Origin of the sequence: Sphingomonas sp. CFBP 13720 (assembly GCF_014842075.1) — a bacterium.
Classification (GTDB): domain Bacteria; phylum Pseudomonadota; class Alphaproteobacteria; order Sphingomonadales; family Sphingomonadaceae; genus Sphingomonas.
Window position 1 is genome coordinate 638,320 of record NZ_JACYVA010000001.1, and the last position, 21,028, is coordinate 659,347.

The 21,028-nt window shown below is 65.5% G+C and carries 19 protein-coding genes and 1 tRNA gene; 14 read left to right on the top strand and 6 right to left on the bottom strand.

Annotated features, from left to right (window positions below; translation table 11 throughout):
• Positions 1-4: 4 nt before the first annotated feature.
• From IFT55_RS03130 to IFT55_RS03140, 3 genes are all read right to left on the bottom strand, one after another.
• Positions 5-1,174 (bottom strand): serine hydrolase domain-containing protein, encoded by a 1,170-nt coding sequence (locus tag IFT55_RS03130; protein ID WP_192088996.1) that lies wholly within the window; start codon positions 1,172-1,174, stop codon positions 5-7.
• Entirely contained in the window at positions 1,171-2,298 is a 1,128-nt protein-coding gene (locus IFT55_RS03135; RefSeq protein WP_192088998.1) for a glycoside hydrolase family 68 protein, read from the bottom strand. The genes IFT55_RS03130 and IFT55_RS03135 overlap by 4 nt, the downstream gene beginning before the upstream one ends.
• 61 nt (positions 2,299-2,359) lie before the next feature.
• Positions 2,360-4,510 (bottom strand): TonB-dependent receptor, encoded by a 2,151-nt coding sequence (locus IFT55_RS03140; protein ID WP_192088999.1) that lies wholly within the window; start codon positions 4,508-4,510, stop codon positions 2,360-2,362.
• 149 nt (positions 4,511-4,659) lie between these two features.
• Between IFT55_RS03140 and IFT55_RS03145 the strand changes: the two genes are divergently transcribed.
• Together IFT55_RS03145 and IFT55_RS03150 are read left to right on the top strand one after the other, a co-directional pair.
• Positions 4,660-6,099 (top strand): MFS transporter, encoded by a 1,440-nt coding sequence (locus tag IFT55_RS03145; protein WP_192089000.1) that lies wholly within the window; start codon positions 4,660-4,662, stop codon positions 6,097-6,099.
• A 64-nt stretch (positions 6,100-6,163) separates the two neighbouring features.
• Positions 6,164-7,201: a LacI family DNA-binding transcriptional regulator gene (locus tag IFT55_RS03150; protein ID WP_197976278.1), complete on the top strand. Its 1,038-nt coding sequence runs from the start codon at positions 6,164-6,166 to the stop codon at positions 7,199-7,201.
• A 437-nt stretch (positions 7,202-7,638) separates the two neighbouring features.
• Here the strand turns inward: IFT55_RS03150 and IFT55_RS03155 are convergent.
• Positions 7,639-7,726, bottom strand: a tRNA-Ser gene (locus IFT55_RS03155).
• Between the two features lie 134 nt (positions 7,727-7,860).
• Here IFT55_RS03155 and hspQ point away from each other — a divergent pair.
• On the top strand, positions 7,861-8,235 hold the full coding sequence (hspQ, locus tag IFT55_RS03160; protein WP_192089004.1) for a heat shock protein HspQ: 375 nt from the start codon (positions 7,861-7,863) through the stop codon (positions 8,233-8,235).
• Between the two features lie 199 nt (positions 8,236-8,434).
• Here the strand turns inward: hspQ and IFT55_RS03165 are convergent, their stop codons facing one another.
• The gene (locus IFT55_RS03165) at positions 8,435-11,020 is read right to left on the bottom strand and encodes a TonB-dependent receptor plug domain-containing protein (protein ID WP_192089006.1); all 2,586 of its coding nucleotides are present in this window, start codon (positions 11,018-11,020) and stop codon (positions 8,435-8,437) included.
• Between the two features lie 252 nt (positions 11,021-11,272).
• Between IFT55_RS03165 and rplU the strand changes: the two genes are divergently transcribed.
• The 3 genes from rplU to IFT55_RS03180 all read left to right on the top strand — a co-directional run bounded on the left by rplU (position 11,273) and on the right by IFT55_RS03180 (position 12,677).
• A complete protein-coding gene (rplU, locus tag IFT55_RS03170) occupies positions 11,273-11,599 on the top strand; it encodes a 50S ribosomal protein L21 (RefSeq protein ID WP_192089008.1) in 327 nt (108 codons plus the stop codon).
• A gap of 30 nt (positions 11,600-11,629) precedes the next feature.
• Complete coding sequence (rpmA, locus tag IFT55_RS03175) at positions 11,630-11,899, top strand: 50S ribosomal protein L27 (protein WP_192089010.1); 270 nt, start codon at positions 11,630-11,632, stop codon at positions 11,897-11,899.
• 160 nt (positions 11,900-12,059) lie between these two features.
• Positions 12,060-12,677, top strand: a complete 618-nt coding sequence (locus IFT55_RS03180) for a GNAT family N-acetyltransferase (RefSeq protein WP_192089012.1) — start codon at positions 12,060-12,062, stop codon at positions 12,675-12,677.
• 163 nt (positions 12,678-12,840) lie between these two features.
• Here IFT55_RS03180 and IFT55_RS03185 read toward each other — a convergent pair whose 3' ends face one another.
• Positions 12,841-13,038, bottom strand: coding sequence for a hypothetical protein (locus tag IFT55_RS03185; protein ID WP_192089014.1), 198 nt, complete (start codon positions 13,036-13,038; stop codon positions 12,841-12,843).
• A 110-nt stretch (positions 13,039-13,148) separates the two neighbouring features.
• Here IFT55_RS03185 and IFT55_RS03190 point away from each other — a divergent pair, with 110 nt between their 5' ends.
• The 8 genes from IFT55_RS03190 to lptG all read left to right on the top strand — a co-directional run bounded on the left by IFT55_RS03190 (position 13,149) and on the right by lptG (position 21,026).
• Entirely contained in the window at positions 13,149-13,724 is a 576-nt protein-coding gene (locus IFT55_RS03190; RefSeq protein ID WP_192089016.1) for a TetR family transcriptional regulator, read from the top strand.
• Between the two features lie 83 nt (positions 13,725-13,807).
• Complete coding sequence (gene obgE / locus IFT55_RS03195; RefSeq protein WP_192089017.1) at positions 13,808-14,851, top strand: GTPase ObgE; 1,044 nt, start codon at positions 13,808-13,810, stop codon at positions 14,849-14,851.
• Positions 14,836-16,080, top strand: coding sequence for a glutamate 5-kinase (proB, locus tag IFT55_RS03200; protein WP_192089019.1), 1,245 nt, complete (start codon positions 14,836-14,838; stop codon positions 16,078-16,080). Before obgE ends, proB begins: the two co-directional genes overlap by 16 nt.
• Complete coding sequence (locus IFT55_RS03205) at positions 16,077-16,976, top strand: NAD-dependent epimerase/dehydratase family protein (protein WP_192089020.1); 900 nt, start codon at positions 16,077-16,079, stop codon at positions 16,974-16,976. The genes proB and IFT55_RS03205 overlap by 4 nt, the downstream gene beginning before the upstream one ends.
• A gap of 31 nt (positions 16,977-17,007) precedes the next feature.
• Positions 17,008-17,259 (top strand): acyl carrier protein, encoded by a 252-nt coding sequence (locus tag IFT55_RS03210; protein ID WP_192089022.1) that lies wholly within the window; start codon positions 17,008-17,010, stop codon positions 17,257-17,259.
• Positions 17,260-17,272: 13 nt separating this feature from the next.
• Positions 17,273-18,532: a serine palmitoyltransferase gene (spt, locus tag IFT55_RS03215; protein ID WP_192089024.1), complete on the top strand. Its 1,260-nt coding sequence runs from the start codon at positions 17,273-17,275 to the stop codon at positions 18,530-18,532.
• A gap of 230 nt (positions 18,533-18,762) precedes the next feature.
• Positions 18,763-19,935 (top strand): LptF/LptG family permease, encoded by a 1,173-nt coding sequence (locus IFT55_RS03220; protein ID WP_249403538.1) that lies wholly within the window; start codon positions 18,763-18,765, stop codon positions 19,933-19,935.
• On the top strand, positions 19,935-21,026 hold the full coding sequence (lptG, locus tag IFT55_RS03225; protein WP_192089697.1) for an LPS export ABC transporter permease LptG: 1,092 nt from the start codon (positions 19,935-19,937) through the stop codon (positions 21,024-21,026). Before IFT55_RS03220 ends, lptG begins: the two co-directional genes overlap by 1 nt.
• Positions 21,027-21,028: the final 2 nt, after the last annotated feature.

Sequence of the window (21,028 nt, forward strand, 5' to 3'; positions counted from 1 at the left end):
CCTTTCAGAATTGGGGACGCTGGATGCCGATTGCTTCGGCAAGACGGTCGACGACGCGATAGACCATCGGATCGATCACACCGGGTCGGCCGGCGCGATTGCGGATATAGGCGAAGCTGATGCCCGACGGCGCGTGCGCGAAGGCGAGCGATCCGCCCATGCCGTCATGGCCATAGGACCCGTCGCCCAGCATCGGCTGCACCCCGCCCGGCAGCATCAGCCCGGCACCCCAGCTCGGGCCGGGCATGCCGCCCCATTGGTCGCCGGTCGACAGGATGGTGCACGCATCGGCGATCGTCGCGGCGGACAGCAGCCGGTCGCCGTCGACGGGGGCGAGCGTCGCCGCATAGAGGCGGGCGAGCGAGGTCGCATCGACCATCGCATTCGCGCCGGCAAGTTCGGCGCGCTGGATGTCCGGGTCGTTCACCAACGCCGCTACCCCGCTGATGCGCGGTACGATCAGGCCGTTCAGGCTGATCGGTCGCGCCATCGGATCGTTCGGGTCGATGTCGGGCGTGTCGTGTTCGGGCGGCACGTCGACGGTGGCGACGGGGCCGGTGTCTGCGTCGGTCCGCCCGATCGCGATGTTGAGCGATCGCGGCCCGGTGACGTGCTGGCGGAGCCACGCGCCGATCGACTGGCCGGTCACGCGACGGGTGAGTTCGGACGTGATCCAGCCGATGGTGATTGCGTGATAGGCGTGGGCCGATCCCGGCGCAAACAACGGCGTTCCCGCCGCGAGGCGGGCCGCCATACCGATCGGATCGACCAGTTGCGCGCGATCGACCGGTCCTTCGATCACCGGCACCCCGGCGCGATGGGCCAGCGCCTCCCGCACTGTGACGCGATCCTTGCCCTCGGCGGCGAACTCCGGCCAGTAAGCGGCGACGGGCCGGTCGAGATCGATCAGTCCGCGTTCGACCAGCATCAGCACGCAGAGCGCTGCAATCCCCTTGGTAACCGAAAACACGGGCACGGCGGTGTCGCGCGTCCAAGGCGTACCGGTCCGCCGATCCGCGATGCCGCCCCACGCATCGAGTACGGGTTCGCCGTGCCGGTAGATGGCGCACGCCGCCCCCAATTCGCCGCCGCGGCCGAAATTGTCCGTAAATACATCGAGGCAGCCTGAGAATGCAGGGTCCGCCCAGCCATGTACCTTGTATCCCATCGTCATTCCCCGATGCCTTTCGCCGTGGCACAACCGCGAAGCGAGGCGCGGTGGCCGTCAAGATGCAGGTGAAGGAACGGCGCGAACGTACCGCCGAAGCGGCGCGCCGCGCCATCGCCCCAGTCGTCGACGAAGCTGGTCACCGACAGATCGGGAAACACGAACCAGCTATACGCCTGCGCCGGTGCCGTATCCGGGTTGGCGAAGACGAGGCCCGATCCGTTGATCGGTTGCCAATCCCCGGCCATGCTGTCCGCCACCATGCCGTACAGACCGGTCGGACCGCTCGGCCCCGCCGGATCGAAGACGTGACGCTGCGTCACCCAGAACAGATAATATAGCCCGCCATGGTGGATGACGTGTGGCCGTTCCAGTTCGTTGTTCAGGCCATCGGCGGTGATGATCGGCGGCAGGGTCCGCCACGCTCCGTCGACTTCGCGGGCGATGCCGATCACGCCATTATGATCGGATCGCGCGGCGGCATCCGACGCGGTGAACAGCAGGTATCGCGATCCGTCCGCCGGATCGCGGAAGAACGCCGGATCGCGAAAGCCCTTGATCTTGCCGATCCGACCGGTCGCGGTGTCGGTCGGCAGGTAAAAGTCAGGATCGCGCTGCACGACCTCGCGCAGGTTGCGCCAGTCGGTCAGCACCGGTGCACCCGCGTCGCCCGTCACCGACGCTTCGGCCGCGAAAAGCCTCTGTTCGAACGACACGACGGTCTCGCCCCGACGTCCGGCAGCGGTGAAATACAGCGTCACGTCGCGTTCCGCCGCGTCGATCACGGCGGACCCGGACCATTCGCGACTGCCGGGCGAAAATCCGTCGGGCATCGCCGGGCCGACATGCTGCCACGCATCCGCCGATCGACGGAACAGGTGGATGCGGGCATGATCGTGACGGTCGTCCGGGTTGTCGAACCGTGGCGTGGCCAGCGCCAGCCACAATTCGGTCCCGTCGACGGCGCGATGGATCGCGCCGTCGATCGTCTGCACCGGCCATGCGTCCCACACCCCGATCCCGTCCGCGACGGGAACGATATCGGCCGCCGCGATCACCGGTGCCGTCGGATACGGCCGTGTGGCGATGGCGTCGACATGGGTCGGGCTCCAACGGGTCGCTTCGTTCATGACTATCCCGATATCCGGCAGGCGGCGAAAAGGCTGGGCGGTCGAGCGGAGATCGGTCCGGTCATTCGTAATTGACCCGCAAACGGAGGCCGACGGTGCGCGGGAACGGACCGGCCAGCAGCAGGCTGTTGCGGACGAAGCTCGGCCCGCGTTCGTCGGCCAGATTCTCGCCGAACAGCGACAACTCCATCGGCCCCCGGCGTACGCCGATGCTGGCATTGTACAGCGAATATGCCGGAACATCGTACCCGTCGTACATCAACCGGCTGCCGGTACGCGCCGCCGACGCATTGCCGATCAGGCGAAGGCCGTTGCCGACCTCCCGGTCGTACGTCGCGTCGATGCGGTAATTATAGTCGGCGGTGTTGCTCAGGCGACGTCCATCGGCGACGTTCGGCAGGCTTGCGGTCACGATCGGCAGGATGTCCTGAAACTTGCTGTCGTTGACGTTCGCGACCGCACCCAGCGTCAGCCCGCGAACGGGCGTGCGCCAGCGGACCTCCGCATCGATTCCCGTCGTCCGCGCCTCGCCGACATTGGCGAACGCCGCGATGCCGAACGGCGTCAGGCCGAATTGCAGATCCTTGAAATCGATCCGGTACAGGTTCAGCCCGAGTTGAAGCGCGCCGTCGAACAGCCGGGCCTTCATCCCGACCTCGTAATTGGTCAGCGTATCGGGGGCCAACGCCGTCGTGCCGGGAATGCCGGACAGCTGAAGCACGCCGGCCTGGAACTGCGTCTGAGTGATACCGCTGCGGAACCCGCTGCTCACCGTCGCGAACGCGGTCAGATCGTCGTTAGGGAAGTAGGAAATGTTGGCGCGGTAGGTGACCTTGTCTGGCCGCGTCCGCCCGAAACCACTGCCGGTCAGCGCCGATGCGGCCTCAAGCGTCCGGTTGTCCTTGAAGTATCGCAGGCCGAACAGCGGCACGACCTTGCCGCCGAACAGATCGTAGCTGACTTCGCCGAACGCCGAATAATTGCGGCTGTGGGTGGTGTTGAAACCGTCGAGCGTCAGTTGCGTCAGCTTCGCATCGAAGCTGAACGTCGATTTCGCGTTCTGGAAAAAGCCGCCGGCCAGCCAGTGGAACGGCCCCGTCCCCGACGAGCGGAGCTGAATCTCCTGCGTCAGGCTTTCGGCGGTCGTGCCGTTGAACAGCGATCCGAAGCCCAGCGGCCCGAAATCCTGCCCGCTCAGATAGCTGAAATCGGCATTCAGATAACTGGTCGACGACGACAGGTTGGCGAACCCGGTCTTATATTCGACCGACAGGCTGTAGATATCGAAATTGCCCTGCTCAGACCCCTTCACGCCACCGCTGAACCATTGCTGCGGCGGATTGAGCGAATTGATGCTCTGGGTATAGTCCTGCCGGGGTTCGTAATGCGCCGCCTGTGCGCGGATCGTCAGTTCGTCGACCGGCTTGAACAGGACGACGGCGCGGACGTCGCGGCTGGTGATGACGTTGGCGTCCTTCGCCACTCGCGGGCCGGTCGCGGGCGTGCCGCTGTAAATATCGACATAGCCCGGGCGCTTGTCGTACCCGCCGCTGATACGGATCGCCAGCTTGTCTTCGATCAACGGGACCGACACCGCCGCCGACGCCGAATAGCCGGGCTTGTCCGCCTCGCTCATCGTCGAGATCGATGCCTCGCCCCGCGCTTCCATCCGCTTCAGATTGGGGTCGCGGGTGTGGAAGATGATCGTACCGCCGGCAGATCCCTGACCATAGAGCGTGCCCTGCGGGCCACGCAGCACCTCGACGCGATCGAGATCGACGAACCGTATCGGCGGCGCGATCGGCGTGTTGGGAATCGCGAAGGGAACGTTGTCGATGTAATAGCCGATGGGCGAATCGCCCACGCCGCCGGCTGCCCCGACGCCGCGCAGGCTGAAGGTCTTGATGACCGATCCGACCTGCTCGCCTTGCGACGCACCGGGCACGGCGCTGACCAGATCGGTGACTTCGCGGATGCCGCCATTGACCAGTTGGTCGCCGCTGAACGCCTGGATCGCCAACGGCACGCGCTGCAACACCTGCGCACCCTGCCGTGATCCGGTTACGACGATTTCCGCCTCCGCGTCGCTTCCGGTCGTTGCTGATGGAGAATCGACCGGAACCGGGGTCGCAACCTGCGCATGGGCGGCGGAGCTTACGACGAATGCGTGCATGGCGACGCCAGCGAGCACGACTTTATGGGTGCGAAGCATCTTCTATCCCTCTCCTTGCGGCCGATGACAGCCAAAAGTTACGCTTGTATGCGCAATCGATTTCTCGGTAATAGGCAATCGATTGCGCATCTGTCAAGCGACTTGCTGCAATTCGGCCGGCATGATCCGGCACTGCCAGGGAGAGGCATATGAAGACCAAGATACCGCCGCCAGCGGACCGATCCGCTCCGATGACGCTCAAGCTGTTCTACGGCAGCGGTCAGGCGATCAACGCCATCGTCGACGGCGCGATCAACACGTTCCTGCTGTTCTACCTTACCGCCGTCTGCGGCATGTCCGGTTCGGCCGCCGGGATGATTTTTCTCCTGTCGCTTGCGATCGACGGCATACTCGATCCCTACATCGGCCGGCTTTCCGATCGTTGGCAGTCGCGCTGGGGTCGACGCCTGCCGTTCATGGCGGCCGCGCTGCCGCCGATGATGATCGCCGCAATTCTCCTGTTCTCACTGCCGCGCGGCATCGGTCCAGCCTTTCTGTTCGGATACGTGCTGATATTGAACCTGATGCTGCGGATCGGCCTTTCGATCTTCGCGCTCCCGCATTCCGCACTGAATGCGGAATTGACCGACGACTATCGCGAGCGGTCGGTTCTCAGCACGTTTCGCGCGCTGTTCATCGTCGTCGGCTTCGCCGCCATTCTGGTGCCGGCGTTCAGCCTGATCTTCGCCGGAGAGAACGGATTGCAGGATCATGCCCGCTATCCATCGCTCGGCCTGCTGGTCGCCATTCTGCTGGGCGTGTTCGGCATGACCTGCCTGACCGGCATCGCGAAGACGGTTCTGGCGCTGCCCCGTCCCGTCGCACCCGACCACGACGTTGGCCCGAGCCTGTTCGCCGAGATCGCGCAACTGTTCAGGAATTCGTCCTTCGTGCTGCTGTTCGCCGGCGCGGTGCTGGCGCTGGTCGGACAGGGCATGGCCAGCGCGATCGGGCTTCACGTGCTGCGCTATTTCTGGAAGCTGCCTGCCAGCATGATCCAGCTTCCGCTGCTGATCCAGCCCGTCGGCATGCTGATCGGAACGGTTGCGGCGGGGCTGTTGCTCGGCCGGATCGAAAAGCGCGATGGCGTCGTCGGCGCACTGCTGGTGATCGGGCTTTATCCCGCCTTGATCGTCCTGCTCGCCGCGATCGGTCTCATCGTGCCGGGGTCGTTCGTCAGCACGGTATTGGTGATCGGCAACGGTGCGATCTTCGGCGCATGCGGCGCGATGTGCTTCGTCTGCTTCTATTCGATGATTGCCGACGCGGTGGACGAACACGACCTGCGGTTCGGCGTTCGTCGCGAAGCGCTGTACGCCGCCGCATTGATGATCGGATCGAAGGCCGCCACCGGGCTGGGCGCATTCGTCGCGGGCGTCGGCCTGCAGATGATCGGTTTTTCGGCGAGTGCCGGCGACACAGCCCCGGCGACGCTGGCTCTCGGCATGGGGCTGCTCTGGGGACCGGGGTCGGCAATGCTGTGCCTTGGCGCGATCCCCCTGCTGCGGCGATACAGGCTGACCCGCGCCCGACACGCGGAAGTATTGGCCGGGCTGTCCGAACGCCATACGCCCGTGGCGGCCGGATGACGGGCATGTCGAACCCCGGTGCCGCGCATTGCGCCCGGGGTTTACGGGGGCGCGCGCGAAGCGCATGGCGGACGAAAATCTGGATACTATGCGCAAGAACCCTTTAAAGATGGCGGACATTGCCCGGTTGGCGGGAGTATCTGCCTCCACCGTGTCGCGGGCGCTGGCCGGCAACGCACGGATTCCGGAACAGACGCGCGAGGCGATCGAAGCGATCGCGAACGAGCATGGCTATGTCATCAACCGATCCGCCCGCAATCTGCGGCAGAGCCTTACCAGAACCGTGTGCGTCGCGGTGCCGCTCGGTCACGAAAGCGACCAGCTCGTGACCGATCCGTTCTTCCTGCGGCTGTTCGGTCATATGGCCGACGCCATCGGATCGCGTCGCCACGACACCCTGCTGGTCCGGGAACCATCGCCCGATCCGCTGTGGCTGCAACGGTTGATACGATCGCAGCGGGCGGACGGATACATCATCGTGGGACAGAGCGACCAGCACGATGCCCTGAACCTCGCCGCGTCGAACTTCCTGCCGATGGTCGTGGGCGGCAGCGAACTGGCGGACCAGCTGTACTGCTCTGTCGGGTCCGACAATTATGCCGGGGGCCGTCTCGCGACCGAACACCTGCTGCGAACCGGTCGACGGCGGATCCTCTTCGTCGGCCCCGCCACCCTGCCACAGGTCGATCGACGCTTCATCGGCTACACCGACACACTCGCCCACCACGGAATCGAGTACGATCCCGCATGTCTGCTCGACGTTCATTTCAACGGAGACGAGGCGTATGACCGCGTCACGGCGGCGATCGCTTCCGGACTGGTGTTCGATGCCGTGTTCGCAGCGTCCGACGGAATCGCGTGGGCCGCGATCCGCGCGATCGAAGCGGCGGGACTAATGTGTCCGTCGGATGTGGCGGTCGTCGGGTTCGACGACACCGAGGTCGCGCTACAGGCTCGTCCCTCGCTGACGACCGTGCGCCAGAACGTCGCTGCGGTTGGTGCAAGACTGGTCGATCTGCTGTTTCAGCGGATGGAGGGCATCGATACACCCTCGGCGGCCCTGCCCGTAGCGTTGGTGATCCGGGATTCCGCGCCGGCCTGACAATGGGAACCTTCCGCCGCTCTGGCGAAGTATCAGGATCACCGCGGTGACTGTGCCATCAGGTCGCTACATACGAAGCTTGCCCCGCATATCGTCGTCACAGGCCCCGCTTCGGCGGGCCGGACGGAGTTCGCCGAGCCGCGAAGGCAATGCCTCTCGAATCGATCGAACCGGCGACGGTAGCGTCGTGGCCGCTGCGAGATATATCGGACAGCGCGTGCCCGGCCAAATTTGTCCCGGATCGCCGATCAGGACGGCAGAAAACGAATCGCCGAAACGATACGAACGACGGCTCGACGATCCGATCCAATGATGACCGAAGCGGGCGCTTGCTGCCTCCCGTCCTCGCTTACGATTGGCCCGTATGGCTGCGCCGCTATCGGCCGCCCCCGCGTAGCAAGCTCGCAATGTCGGACCATGGCGCGCAAACGACGCCTTGGCGGAGAGGGTGGGATTCGAACCCACGGTACCTTGCGGCACAACGGTTTTCGAGACCGTCCCAATCGACCACTCTGGCACCTCTCCGCGAGGCGTTCTGGCGCTTTCATGCTGCGTTCGATAGCAGCGCGCCGGTCAGCGAGGCGGTCGGTTAGCCGAAGGTTTCATCGGTTGCAAGCGCCTCCTTGCTGCAATCGTGCTTCGCTCCTAGATTACCGGGTATGAAGGCAGCGTCGTCCCATCCCCTCGCCGCCGGCACGCCGTTGCCGCCGGTCGCCCATGCTCGCTTCTCGATCGGCGACGTGGTCCGCCACCGGCTGTTCGATTTTCGCGGCGTCGTGTTCGATATCGATCCGGTCTTCGCGAACAGCGACGAATGGTATGAATCGATCCCGTCGGAGGCACGTCCGCGCAAGGACCAGCCCTTCTACCACCTGCTCGCGGAAAATGCGGAGGCGTCGTACATCGCCTATGTCAGCCAGCAGAATCTGGTAGTCGACGATAGCGAGGAGCCGGTCGATCATCCCGCAATCACCGGGCTGTTCGACGAATATACCGATGGGCGCTACCGCCTGCGCCGCGAACATCGCCACTAGGAGCCGATCGGCATTCAGCCCTGATGGCCTGCAAACGGCAGTTTCGCGTGCTTCCAGCGCTGACGTACCGATAGTACGCTGCGCTCAGGGTCTCGCAAAACCACCGTTTTCGGCACGTCATCTTTTGAATGCGGATCAGCCCGACGTCTTCGTTCGCAGCCCGAACGGGCGAAGGCACCGCCACCGCCCGCCCGTCGCATCAGAACTTCACGCCGGCGCGCGCATACAGATAGCGACCGTTGAACCCGAACGGCGAAAAGCTGCTGTACGGGATGAAGTAGTTGTTGATTGCCGCCGCGCCGAGGATCGGATTGCGCGTCGGATATACGTCGAACAGGTTGTTCGCACCGATCGCCAGTTCGAACTGTCCGGGGGTCGCGCGGATTTCAAGGTCGGTCAGCCATTTCGGCTCCAGCACCACGTCGGTCGCCGCCGCCGCGCCGGGTGACAGCGTGTTGCCGAACCGGTTGGTCCGCGCGGTCAGGCCGAAAATGCCCTGCGACCAGTCCGCGCCGATATTCACCTTGCTGCGCGGCTGACCCTGCGTCAGGCGCAGCGTCTCCTGCCGGCCGAACAGCGTGACGCCGGGAATCGGCGACAGCGTCGAACGGTCGGTGATGTCGGTCTGGTTGTAATTATACCCCGCCGACAACGTCACGCTGCCGATGCCCAGATCGGGCACGCGATAGGTGCCGACGACTTCGACCCCCTGCGTCCGCGTATCGACGCCGTTGATGAAGAAGCGTGCCGAGGTGATGTCCTGGATGCCTGCTGCACGCAGCACCGCGACGACCGCCGCCCCCTGAAGGTTTTCCGACAGGATGACCCGATCGTTGATCTTGATATTGTAGTAATCGGCGGTCAGCGTCAGCCCGCGGATCGGGGTCAGCGTGATGCCGCCGCCGATGTTGACCGACTTTTCCGCCTCAAGCTGGCGCGATCCCAGCGCCTGCGCCACCGGATCGCCGACGCGGAACGTGCCCACCTCGACCAGCGTGCCGTTGATGTTCTGCGTCGCGAAGGACGAGAAATATTGCTGCGCCAGCCCGGGCGCGCGGAAGCCGGTGGAGATCGACCCGCGGATCGCGGCGAAGTCGACCGGTGCGAATCGTGCCGCAAGCTTGCCGTTTACCGTGTCGCCGAAATCGCTGAAATGCTCGTAGCGTCCGGCGGCCACGACGTTGAACGCGTCGCTGATCTTACCGTCCAGCTCGACATAGCCGGCGAAGCTGTCGCGCGACACGTCGGTCGCGGTGCTGGGTGAAAAGCCCGGGAACCCCTGCGCGCCCGCCGCTGCACCGTTGGTGAAGGCGAACGGACCGGCGGCATAGCTTTGCAGCTCGCCCGCCACGATCTTGTAGTTCTCGTTCCGGTATTCGCCGCCCAGCGCCAACGACAGCTGCGACAGGAAGCCGACCGTGATGTCGCGCTGGAGATCGAGATTGACGGTCTGCTGTCCGAAGCGCGTGCCGCCCGCGTCGAAATTGCGCTGCGATTGCAGGCCGAACGACGTGTTGTAGCTGTTCTCGATCCTGAAATCGAACGCGTTGCTGCCATAGACGTAAGACAGGTCATAGTTGAACCCGCCCAGTTCGCCCTTCATGCCGACTGCTGCCGACAGGTCCTCCATCTGGCTGGTGATGAGCGGGAGGAAGCCGTCGGCGTAGAAAGGGGTACAGGTCGCGGTCGTGCCGGTGCCGGTCCAGACGCAGTTGCGCAGATCCTGGATGTTGCCGATCGCGTCGCGGCCCGATGCGCGGCGTGCGAACGCAGCGCTCTCGCCGTCGCGGATGCCGTAGCTGCCGAAGACATAGAGTTCGGAAGATGCGCCGATATCGACGCCGCCGTTCAGGAAGAAGTTGAGATCGCTGGTCTTCGGATCGCCATAGCGATGATTGATCCGGTCGAAGCCCAGTTCGCGCGAATCGACGGTGCCGCCGGCCTGCAACGGATAGTTGCGTCGCGGATCGAACCCGGCCCGGTTGGTGGGATCACGATCGCGATATTCGCCGGTGACGTTCAGATAGGCCGTTTCACCCAGCGGCAGGCCCATGTTCGCGGCGAAGGTAACGGTGCGTCCGTCGTTGACGTCGCGATCCTCGCCGGTCTCGTTCAGCACATAGGTGCCGTCGGCGCGCACCTGCGGCTGGCCATTGGCCTGCGTCGCCACGCCGGACACCTGCCCGACGTCCTCCATCGACGAGATATACTTGCCATAGGTCAGCGTCGCCCGGCCGCCCTCGCGGCGCTTAAGCTGGACGTTGATGACGCCCGCGATCGCATCCGATCCATATTGCGACGACGCGCCGTCCCGCAACACGTCGATCCGTTCGATCGCAAGGCTGGGAATGGTATTCATGTCGACCGCCGCCGATCCACGTCCGACCGATCCGTTCAGGTTGAGCAGCGCGGTCGTATGCCGCCGTTTGCCGTTGACCAGCACCAGTGTCTGGTCGGGCGACAGACCGCGCAGCGTCGCCGGGCGGACCACGTCGGTGCCGTCGGTGATGGCGGGCTGAGGGAAATTGAACGACGGGACCAGCTGGTTCAGCAGCTTGTTGGTTTCAGTATAGCCGGCGTTGACCAGCGCATCGCCGGTGATGACGTCGACGGGCACCGGGCTTTCAGCGACGGTGCGCCCCTGTGCGCGGGTGCCGACGACGAGAATTTCCTCGCCCGCCGCGACTTCGTCGGCCGGCGGCGGCGCATCGGCTACCTGCGCGGCGGCAGGTACGGCAACCATCGCCGTCGTCAGGACCAGTGCAGCAAAAAAAGCGTTTCGCATCAAAATCTCCCCCGGACGGGCTTCCCTTCCCGCCGTTACGTGGCAGCCTCCGTCGCGCCGGTGCCGAACTCAAGCGGCTTCGGACGGGTGTAACCGGTTTGTCATCATGCTGTTGCCGCGCCGCAACATGGCTTTCGTATCGCGAATCGCCGTTCGGCATTGACAGCCCGGACCGGTTTGCCTAGTCGAAACCAACTTGCCGCGTGGGGTATCTCCGCGCGGACATATGTATTTGGGAAAGAAGCAAGGGCCATGTTCGCAATCGTGCGCACGGGCGGCAAGCAGTATCGCGTTGCCGCAGGAGACAAGATCGTCGTCGAGAAGCTCGACGGTGAAGCTGGCAGCAGCGTGACGCTCGGCGACGTGCTCCTTGCCGGAACCGGTGGCGACTTTCAGTCGGTCGAAGGACTGACCGTGTCGGCAGAGATCATCGCGCAGGCGAAGGCCGAAAAGGTCATCGTATTCAAGAAGCGTCGCCGCCATAACTATCGCCGCAAGAACGGCCATCGGCAGCAGCACACGATCCTTAAGATCACCGCGATCGGCGACACGCGCGCCGACGACAGCGCCGCCGCCTGAGCGCACGAGCGAATACGAGGAGTTTGATCCATGGCACATAAAAAAGCAGGCGGTTCGTCGCGCAACGGTCGTGACTCGGCCGGTCGTCGTCTTGGCGTGAAGAAGTTCGGTGGCCAGGAAGTGGTCGCGGGCAACATCATCGTGCGTCAGCGCGGCACCAAATTCTATCCCGGCACGAACGTCGGCATGGGCAAGGACCATACGCTGTTCGCGCTGGTCGATGGCCGCGTGGCGTTCAAGGAAGGCAAGCTCGGCCGCAAATTTGCGATGGTCGAACTGCCGGCGCTGGCCGCCGAATAACGGGCAACCAACCGGGTCGCCCACCAGGGAGACCCGGGTTCCGGTAGCGGAACCAGCCAACAGAGGGAGGCGGGTCACCCCGGCTCCCCTTTTTTTTATTGCTCTCTCCCGATGAGGCAGCGCCGCACGCACGTCGTGCCGCGCATGGAGGAGAGAGCCGATGTTCGTCCGTACCGAACGCCTGACGCTGCGTCCCGGCTGGATCGAGGACGCGCCGGAAATGGCGGCTGCGATCGGTCATGAATCGGTCGTGCGCAATCTTGCACGCTCGCCATGGCCCTATACCCTGTCCGATGCGCAAGCCGCGATCGAACGTGGCTTCGCCGGGCAACCGGGTCCGGGCTTCCTGATCTTTGCGCATGACGTCGGCTACCGCCTGGTCGGCGGGATCGGCATCGGGCCGTTCGGTGAGGAGCCGCACGAACTGGGCTATTGGCTGACTCCGGCGGCTTGGGGACGCGGCTATGCGACCGAAGCCGCGCAGGCGGTGCTGGCGCTGGCCGAAACGCTTGGTATCCGACGGGTGACGGCGGGGCATTTCATCGACAACCCCGCATCGGGTGCGGTGCTGCGGCGGCTGGGCTTCGTCTCGACCGGCGCAGTCGTCGCCACCTTTTCGGCGGGTCGTGGCTGTGCGACGGATTCGGTCGAATATGTCCGGGACCGGCGAGCGCTGGCGGGCGAAGCGCCGTTGACGTTCGACGTGCTGGATGCGCCCCCCGCCGTCGTCGCACCAACCGCCAACCCGTTGGAACGCCTCGCCATCACCGATGGTTGAAGCGCTTCACCCTCAAGGCGAAAGGCGACTGCCATGACCGATCCCGACATCCCCGACGAAGCCGAGGAAATGGAAGAAGTACAGGAGGAAGCCGCCGAGGAACGTGAGGCAGAAGGCGGATATCAGTGACCCGGCCGGCCGGCGCGCGTTTGCGGGCCGGCCGCTACCCCTCGATCATGTCCAGATAGGCCACGACGTCGTTGTCGGTCTGGAGAAACAGGCCGGCCTGCACATCCTCCGGCTCGTCCGCTGCCGTCGCCAGCGCCTGCGACAAGGTGCCGTACAGGATCGTCGTGGCGATCCCGCCGTCGCTGTCGAGATGATAGAGCCGCACCGCGACATCGTCAGAAACCGTACGCATCCCGGTCGAATGGGCTGTCGGTGGCGCCGTGGCAAGCCGCGCGGAACGCTTTGCGTTCGCCGCCGATATCCGCCAACTGCCCCGATGCGCATCCCGCCCTGCCACCGTCCGTGTCGCTGACCCCCCGCCGCCTGTCGCCCGAGGCATCGCGCGATGCCGCACTGGACGCCGCACGCGACCTGTTGATCGAGGCGGGACCGCTGGCGGTGACGCTGAAGGCGGTGGCGGCGCGGATCGGCCGGACGCATGCCAATCTGCTGCATCATTTCGGCTCGGCATCGGGGCTGCAACGCGCGCTGGCGGCACGAATGGCACAAACGATCACGGCGACCATCGGCGCGGCGGTGCTGCGCGCCCGTGACGGCGATCACGATCCACGTGAGATCGTCGACCTGACCTTCGATGCATTCGACCGCGAAGGCGCGGGCGCGCTGGCAAGCTGGATGATATTGTCGGGCAACGAGGACGCGCTCGACCCGATCCTCGATGCGATCCATGCGCTGGTCGACCGGCTGCGATCGGAAGCGTCGCTGAGCGAGCTGCCGCTGGCCGACGCGACGCTGCAACTGGTGCTGGCCGCGCTGGGCGATGCGCTGCTCGGTGGTCCGATGGCGAAAGCGCTTGGCCTGCCGCGCGGGACGGCCCGCGACCTGGCCGCGCGGGCACTGGTCGCCGGACGGACCTGACGCGGCGTTCCGGCGTGCGTCGGGAGCGAAAGCGGCGGAACTACGCCCTTCCCCCGTGGCGCGACTCCGACTAAGCGAAATCCATGCATTTTCTCGATCAAGCCAAGATCTTCGTCCGTTCGGGCGGGGGCGGCCCCGGCGCCGTCAGTTTCCGCCGTGAAAAATACATGGAATATGGCGGCCCCGATGGCGGCCATGGCGGCAAGGGCGGCGATATCATCTTCGAAGCCGTGCCGGGGCTGAACACCCTGATCGACTTTCGCTATACCCAGCATTTCCGCGCCCCGCGCGGTGCCGGCGGCGCGGGCCAGAACCGGACCGGTCCGGGCGGACGCGATCTGGTCATCCGCGTGCCCGTGGGAACGCAGGTGTTGTCGGAGGACAAGGAAACCGTCCTCGCCGACTTCACCAAGGCGGGCCAGCGCGAGGTATTCCTGCGCGGCGGCGATGGCGGACGCGGCAACGCGAGCTACAAGACGTCGACGAACCGTGCGCCGCGCCAGCATGGCACCGGATGGCCGGGGGACGAGGCGTGGGTGTGGCTGCGGCTGAAACTGCTGGCCGATGCCGGGCTGGTCGGATTGCCGAATGCCGGCAAATCGACCTTCATCAACGCGGTGACCAATGCGAACGCCAAGGTCGGTGCCTATGCCTTCACCACCACCCGGCCGCAGCTGGGCGTGGTCAGTCACAAGCATCGGGAATTCGTGGTCGCCGACATTCCCGGCCTGATCGAAGGGGCGGCCGAAGGCGCGGGGATCGGCGACCGGTTCCTCGGCCACATCGAACGGTGCCGGGTGCTGCTCCACCTGATCGACAGCCATGCCGACGATCCGGTCGCAGCGTACCGCATCGTGCGCGGCGAACTTGAAAATTACGGTGCGGACCTTGCCGAAAAGCCGGAGGTCATCGCGCTGAACAAGGCCGACCTGCTCGACGAGGAACTGACTGCGGCGCTGATCGCGGAACTGGAGGAAGCGAGCGGCGCGCTGGTCCTGCCATTGTCGGGCGCGACCGGTCAGGGGCTGGAAAAGGTACTCGACCGCCTGATCGAGGCGATCGGGCCGAGCGAGATGCATGCCGTGGACACCGGGGACGACGAACCCGAACCATGGTCGCCGGTGTGACGATCGGGGGGGACGGCACGTTGGGCGTCTTTCCCGATACCGACAAGGGAACCGGCGGAGCACCCGGAGGGGAACTGCCGGGCGCAACCGCCGACCCTGCCCCTCGCGGCGACGATCTTTTCGCGCCGGCCGCCTGCCCGCGCCTTGTGGTCAAGGTCGGCTCCGCGCTGCTCGTCGCGCCGGACGGCACCGTCCGCCGCGACTGGCTGGCCAGACTCGCCGCCGATATCGCCGTGCGGATTGCCGCCGGACAGCAGGTCATCGTCGTATCGTCCGGCGCGATCGCGCTCGGCGCCCGCCGGCTGGGCCTCGCGAAGGGCGGCCGCGCCAGCCTTGAGGATGCGCAGGCCGCCGCCGCGACCGGACAGATCGCGCTGTCGAGCATCTGGGCCGAACTGCTGGGCGATCACGGCCTCACCGCCGCGCAACTGCTCGTCACGCTCGACGATCTCGAAGACCGCCGGCGGTATCTGAACGTCGCGGCGACGCTGGGGCGGTTGCTCAAGCTGGGCGTTGTACCGGTCGTCAACGAAAACGACAGCGTCGCGACCGAGGAAATCCGGTTCGGCGACAACGACCGGCTGGCGGCGCGGGTCGGTGCGGCGGCGCGTGCGAACGGCGTCGTCCTGCTGTCGGATATCGACGGGCTGTACGATGCCAACCCGCATAGCGACCCGACCGCCCGGCTGATCCCGCATGTCGCGCGGATCGATGCACGGATCGCCGCCATGGCCGACGCGAAATCCTCGTCCGGCATGGGATCGGGCGGGATGGTGTCGAAGGTCGAAGCGGCACGGATCGCGACCGGCGCGGGCGCGCATCTGGCCATCGCCAGCGGACGGATCGACCACCCCCTATCCGCGTTCGCGTCGACCGGCCACGGCACCGTCTTCGCCGCCGCCGGATCGGCGCCAGCACGAAAGGCATGGCTGTCCGGCGGGCTGACCGATCGCGGCACGATCCGGGTCGATGCCGGTGCGGCGGCGGCACTGGCGCGCGGTCGCAGCCTGCTGCCCGCCGGTGCCGTCGCGGTCGACGGCGATTTCGCGCGCGGCGATCTGGTCCGTGTGATCGATACCGACGGCCGGACGCTCGCACGCGGCCTGGCGGAATATGACGCCGCCGATGCGCAAAGGATCATCGGGCGGCGCAGCGACGAACTGGCGGATCTGCTCGGCTATGCACCGCGCACGACGCTGGTCCACCGCAACCACATGGCATTGCTGTGACGACGCTCGCGATCACCGGCGGGACCGGCTTCGTCGGTCGGCGGCTGATCGCGCATGCCGTGTCCAACGGGCATCAGGTCCGCGCGTTGACCCGCCGGGCGCAGCCGTCTGAACCCAATGTCCGCTGGATCGCGGGCGCGCTCGACAAGCCCGACGCGCTGGCGGAACTGGTGCGCGGGGCGGATGTCGTGGTGCATGTCGCCGGCATCGTCAGCGCGATCGACCCTGCCGCGTTCACCGCCGGTAACGTCGACGGCACGCGCGCGATCGTCGCCGCGACGCTACAGGAAGGTATTGCCCGCTTCGTCCACGTCTCGTCGCTCTCGGCGCGCGAACCGCAGCTGTCGGCCTATGGCGCATCGAAGCTGGGCGGCGAACAAGTCGTCGCCGACAGTCCGCTGGACTGGAGCATCGTGCGACCGTCCGGCGTCTATGGTCCGGGCGACATGGAGATGCGCGACATGTTCCGCATGGCGCAGCGGGGAGTGGCACTGCTGCCACCACCCGGCCGGGTGTCGCTGATCGCGGTCGACGATCTGGCGCGGCTGTTGCTGATCCTTGCCGATCGGGCGGTTGATCGCGAGATGTTCGAGGTGGACGACGGTCAGGTGCTGACGCATGCCGATCTGGCGCGGCTGATCGGCCGGGCGGTGGGACAGCGGGTGATGCCGCTGCACCTGCCCGCCGCGCTGCTCGCGCTGGGCGCACGGATCGACCGGCGGCTGCGCGGGGCCGGTGCCAAGCTGACGCCGGACCGCGCCCGCTATCTGGTGCATCCCGACTGGACCGCCGACCCGGCGCGCCGCCCGCCGGCGGAATTATGGACCCCATCGATCGATCTGGCGAAGGGGCTGTCCGACACCGCGGCATGGTATCGCGCGCATGGTCTGCTATAGCGCGGTCCGAACCCGTATTGGAAAGACCCGTATGAGCGACCGCGCGGACACCCTCGCCACCATCACCGGCCTGATCGAACCGTTCAACAAAAAGGGCGTTGCCGTGGCCGAAGGCACGACCTTTGCCGGCGACCTCGAATGGGACAGTCTGACCGTTATGGATTTTGTCGCGGCGGTCGAGGACGAATTCGACATCGTCATCACGATGAACATGCAAGCCGAGATCGAGACCGTGGGCCAGTTGGCCGATGCGGTCGGGAAACTGAACAACCAGACGGCTTGAGGACGCGAAGATCATGACCGAAGCCGCCGCCACCGCCCACGCCCTTCCCGCCGATTCCGAACCGGTCGCGCCCGAACGCGACCTGATGAGCAAATTCGACCCGCTGATCGCGGAGCGCGAGGCGTTGTTGGCCACCGGCGTACGCGATCCGTTCGCGATCGTGATGGACGAGGTGACGTCGCCGACTCGGGCGGTAATCCGCGGACAGGACACGATCCTGCTCGGCACGTACAATTACATGGGCATGACCTTCGACCCCGACGTGATCGCTGCGGGCAAGAAGGCGCTGGACCAGTTCGGATCGGGCACGACCGGCAGCCGCGTGCTCAACGGCACCTATGATCCGCACAAGGATTGCGAAGCGGCGCTGCGCGAATTCTATGGCACCGATCACGCGATGGTGTTCTCGACCGGCTATCAGGCAAATCTGGGCATCATCTCGACGCTGGTCGGCAAGGGCGAATACATCATCCTCGACGCCGACAGCCATGCGTCGATCTATGACGGCTGTGCGCTGGGCAATGCCGAAGTCGTGCGCTTCCGGCACAACTCGGTCGAGGATCTCGATCGCCGGCTCGGCCGCCTGCCGAAGGAACCGGGCAAGCTGGTCGTGCTCGAAGGCGTCTATTCGATGCTGGGCGATATCGCCCCGCTGCCGGAAATGGTCGCGGTCGCGAAGAAGCACGGCGCGATGGTGCTGGTCGATGAAGCGCACGGCATGGGCTTTTTCGGTCCGAACGGACGTGGCGTGTACGAGGAACAGGGCGTTTCGGACGATGTCGACTTCGTCGTCGGCACCTTTTCCAAATCAGTGGGCACGGTCGGCGGGTTTTGCGTGTCGAACCATCCGAAGTTCGACGTGATGCGGCTGGTATGCCGCCCCTATGTCTTTACCGCGTCGCTGCCGCCATCGGTGGTCGCGACCGCTGCGGCGTCGATCCGCAAGCTGATGCATGCGGGCGAAAAGCGCGCGCATCTTTGGCGCAACTCGCGGCGCTTGCATGGCGGTCTGAAGAATCTGGGCTTCACGCTCGGCACCGATACGCCGCAATCCGCGATCATCGCGGTCATCCTGAAGGATCAGACCCAAGCGGTGGCGATGTGGCAGGCGCTGCTCGACGGCGGTCTGTACGTCAACATGGCCCGCCCGCCCGCGACCCCTGCGGGAACGTTCCTGCTGCGCTGTTCGCTCTGCGCGGAACATACATCCGAACAGGTCGAGACGATCCTTGGCATGTTCGAGGCGGCCGGCAAGGCAGTAGGCGTATTGTAAGGCTGTGTTCCCGCGCTGGCCGGGGGCGGGTCGATGCCCCCGCCCGGTAGCGTGGGCATGGTCCGACCGCGTGCACCCCGGAACTGCGCACTTTCCTAGAGGACGCCAGACCGCTAACACGCTTAGCCGTTGCAATCGCCACCCGTCGCGCGAACTGCGTCCGACCTTTCGACGTCGCCTTCCTCCAGCCCGCGAGCCGACCACCGTCCATGCCATCGATCGATCGCTACATGGCCCGGCTCATCGCGGTGCCGCTGTTCTCGACGCTGCTCATCTCGGCGATGCTGCTGGTTCTCGACCGGATGCTGCGGCTGTTCGATTTCGTCGCGGCGGAGGGTGGCCCGGTCAGTGTCGTGTGGCGGATGCTCGCCAACCTGCTGCCCGAATATCTGGGGCTGGGCATTCCGATCGGGTTGATGCTGGGCATCCTGCTCGCCTTTCGCAAGCTGGCCACTTCGTCCGAGCTGGACGTCATGCTGGGTGTGGGCATGAGCTACTGGCGACTGCTGCGCGTCCCCTTCTACTACGCCACCGTGTTGGCCGCCGCGAACCTGTTGATCGTCGGCTATGTCCAGCCGCTGGCACGGTATAATTACGAAGCGCTCCGCTTCGAATTGCGCACCGGCGCGCTCGGCGCGTCGATCAAGGTCGGTGAATTCACCAAACTGGGCGACCGCATGACGTTGCGGATCGAAGAGAGCCGCAAATCCGGCGCCGACCTGCGCGGCATTTTCGTACAGGCCAGCCAGCGCAACGGACAGGCGCTGGCGGTCAGCGCCGAACGCGGCCAGTTCCTGCGGACCGACGATCCCAACGTCATCATCTTTCGCCTGACCAACGGCACGCTGATCCACGACGCGCCCGGTTTTCGGGTGCCGCGTACGCTGACCTTCACCGCGCACGACCTGCCGATCGATCTGCCGAAATTCGGCAATTTCCGGCCACGCGGTGGTCGCGATCTCGAACAGACGTTGCCGCAACTGGCGATCACCGGCCATGATCCGGGCGTGAGCGAATCGGATCGCGACGGCGCGCGTGCCAATTTTCATTTCCGGCTGGCGGAAGTCGCGACGATGTTCCTACTGCCGCTGCTCGCGCTGGCGCTGGGCGTACCGCCCAAACGGTCTTCCTCCGCGCTCGGCGTGTTCCTGTCGATCGTGATCCTTGTGACCTATCACAAGGTCAATGAATATGGCGAGGCCGTGGGCGGCCTGGGGCGGATCGACCCGATCATCGCACTCTGGGTGCCGTTCCTGTTGTTCGCGGCGCTGGTGCTGCGACTCTATTGGGTCATCGCGCATGTTCCGGGCGGCGAACCGATCGGCGGGCTGGAGCGTGGCGCGGCCCGGGTCGGCAAGTTGATCGGCCGCTATCTGCCCGGCCGTCGGCGGAAGGCCGCATGATGCGTCGTCTGTTTCCCTCCAACACCGTCGCGATCTACATGGCGCGGTTGTTCCTCGTGCGCACCTTCGCGATCCTGTTCGCGCTGGTGCTGGTGTTGCAGGCGCTCGACCTGCTCAGCGAAAGCGGCAAGATCCTTGCGCAGCCCGGTAACGGGCAGGCACAGGTGCTGCAATATGTCTCGCTGCGCACGCCGCAGATCATCGCCCGTTTCCTCCCGTTTTCGGTGCTGCTCGGCACGATCCTGACGCTGACCCAGCTCAATCAGAACAGCGAGATCATCAGCCTGAAGGCCGGCGGACTGTCGGCGCATCAGGTGCTGGCACCGCTCATCCTCGCCAGCTTCGGCGTGGCGGCGGTATCGTTTGCGTTCAACGAACGCGTCGTCGCCCGCGCCACTGCGACGCTGGACGCATGGCAGCATGTGGACTTCGGCCCGATGCCGGTCGACCGCGGCAACCGCACCAACGTGTGGGTACGCGACGGCGAGAACCTGATCCAGGCTCGCGAGGTATCCGGCCGGGGCGAGGCGACGCAATTGCGCGGTATCACGGTGTATACCCGCGACGGCGCGACGTTGCGCACGCTGGCGACCGCGCAGACCGGACGACGCGACGGTGGTGCGTGGCGGGTGGATGGCGTCGACGAATTCACCGTCGCCACGGGAAAACGGCAGCATCTGGGTGCGATCCGTGTCGCGGGCGGGGTTCGCCCGGACCAGTTCACGCTGCAGAACGTCAGTGCCGACGGCCTGTCTTTTGCGCAGTTATCGACCGCCATTGCCGATTTGAAAGAAGCTGGCCGCCCGACCAAGGCGCTGGAAGGTTCGCTGTGGCACAAGCTGTCGGGACCGTTGTCGGCGGTGCTGATGCCCCTGCTGGCGGCGGTCGCGGCGTTCGGTGTCGCGCGGTCGGGGAAATTGTTCGTGCGCGCAGTCATTGGAATGGCGCTGGGCTTTACCTACTTTGTTGCAGACAATTTTGCGTTGGCGATGGGCAACCTTGGCGCCTATCCGCCGTTCCTTGCTGCATGGGCACCGTTCCTGCTGTTCTTTCTGATCGGCGAAGCGGTGTTGATCCGTACCGAGGAATAGCA

What these genes read in the sequence shown, in the direction of transcription:
- IFT55_RS03130 (WP_192088996.1), bottom strand. Translation starts at nt 1,174, where the DNA reads ATGACGATGGGATACAAGGTACATGGCTGGGCGGACCCTGCATTCTCA.
- IFT55_RS03135 (WP_192088998.1), bottom strand. Translation starts at nt 2,298, where the DNA reads ATGAACGAAGCGACCCGTTGGAGCCCGACCCATGTCGACGCCATCGCC.
- IFT55_RS03140 (WP_192088999.1), bottom strand. Translation starts at nt 4,510, where the DNA reads ATGCTTCGCACCCATAAAGTCGTGCTCGCTGGCGTCGCCATGCACGCA.
- IFT55_RS03145 (WP_192089000.1), top strand. Translation starts at nt 4,660, where the DNA reads ATGAAGACCAAGATACCGCCGCCAGCGGACCGATCCGCTCCGATGACG.
- IFT55_RS03150 (WP_197976278.1), top strand. Translation starts at nt 6,164, where the DNA reads ATGGCGGACGAAAATCTGGATACTATGCGCAAGAACCCTTTAAAGATG.
- hspQ (WP_192089004.1), top strand. Translation starts at nt 7,861, where the DNA reads ATGAAGGCAGCGTCGTCCCATCCCCTCGCCGCCGGCACGCCGTTGCCG.
- IFT55_RS03165 (WP_192089006.1), bottom strand. Translation starts at nt 11,020, where the DNA reads ATGCGAAACGCTTTTTTTGCTGCACTGGTCCTGACGACGGCGATGGTT.
- rplU (WP_192089008.1), top strand. Translation starts at nt 11,273, where the DNA reads ATGTTCGCAATCGTGCGCACGGGCGGCAAGCAGTATCGCGTTGCCGCA.
- rpmA (WP_192089010.1), top strand. Translation starts at nt 11,630, where the DNA reads ATGGCACATAAAAAAGCAGGCGGTTCGTCGCGCAACGGTCGTGACTCG.
- IFT55_RS03180 (WP_192089012.1), top strand. Translation starts at nt 12,060, where the DNA reads ATGTTCGTCCGTACCGAACGCCTGACGCTGCGTCCCGGCTGGATCGAG.
- IFT55_RS03185 (WP_192089014.1), bottom strand. Translation starts at nt 13,038, where the DNA reads ATGCGTACGGTTTCTGACGATGTCGCGGTGCGGCTCTATCATCTCGAC.
- obgE (WP_192089017.1), top strand. Translation starts at nt 13,808, where the DNA reads ATGCATTTTCTCGATCAAGCCAAGATCTTCGTCCGTTCGGGCGGGGGC.
- proB (WP_192089019.1), top strand. Translation starts at nt 14,836, where the DNA reads ATGGTCGCCGGTGTGACGATCGGGGGGGACGGCACGTTGGGCGTCTTT.
- IFT55_RS03210 (WP_192089022.1), top strand. Translation starts at nt 17,008, where the DNA reads ATGAGCGACCGCGCGGACACCCTCGCCACCATCACCGGCCTGATCGAA.
- spt (WP_192089024.1), top strand. Translation starts at nt 17,273, where the DNA reads ATGACCGAAGCCGCCGCCACCGCCCACGCCCTTCCCGCCGATTCCGAA.
- IFT55_RS03220 (WP_249403538.1), top strand. Translation starts at nt 18,763, where the DNA reads ATGGCCCGGCTCATCGCGGTGCCGCTGTTCTCGACGCTGCTCATCTCG.
- lptG (WP_192089697.1), top strand. Translation starts at nt 19,935, where the DNA reads ATGCGTCGTCTGTTTCCCTCCAACACCGTCGCGATCTACATGGCGCGG.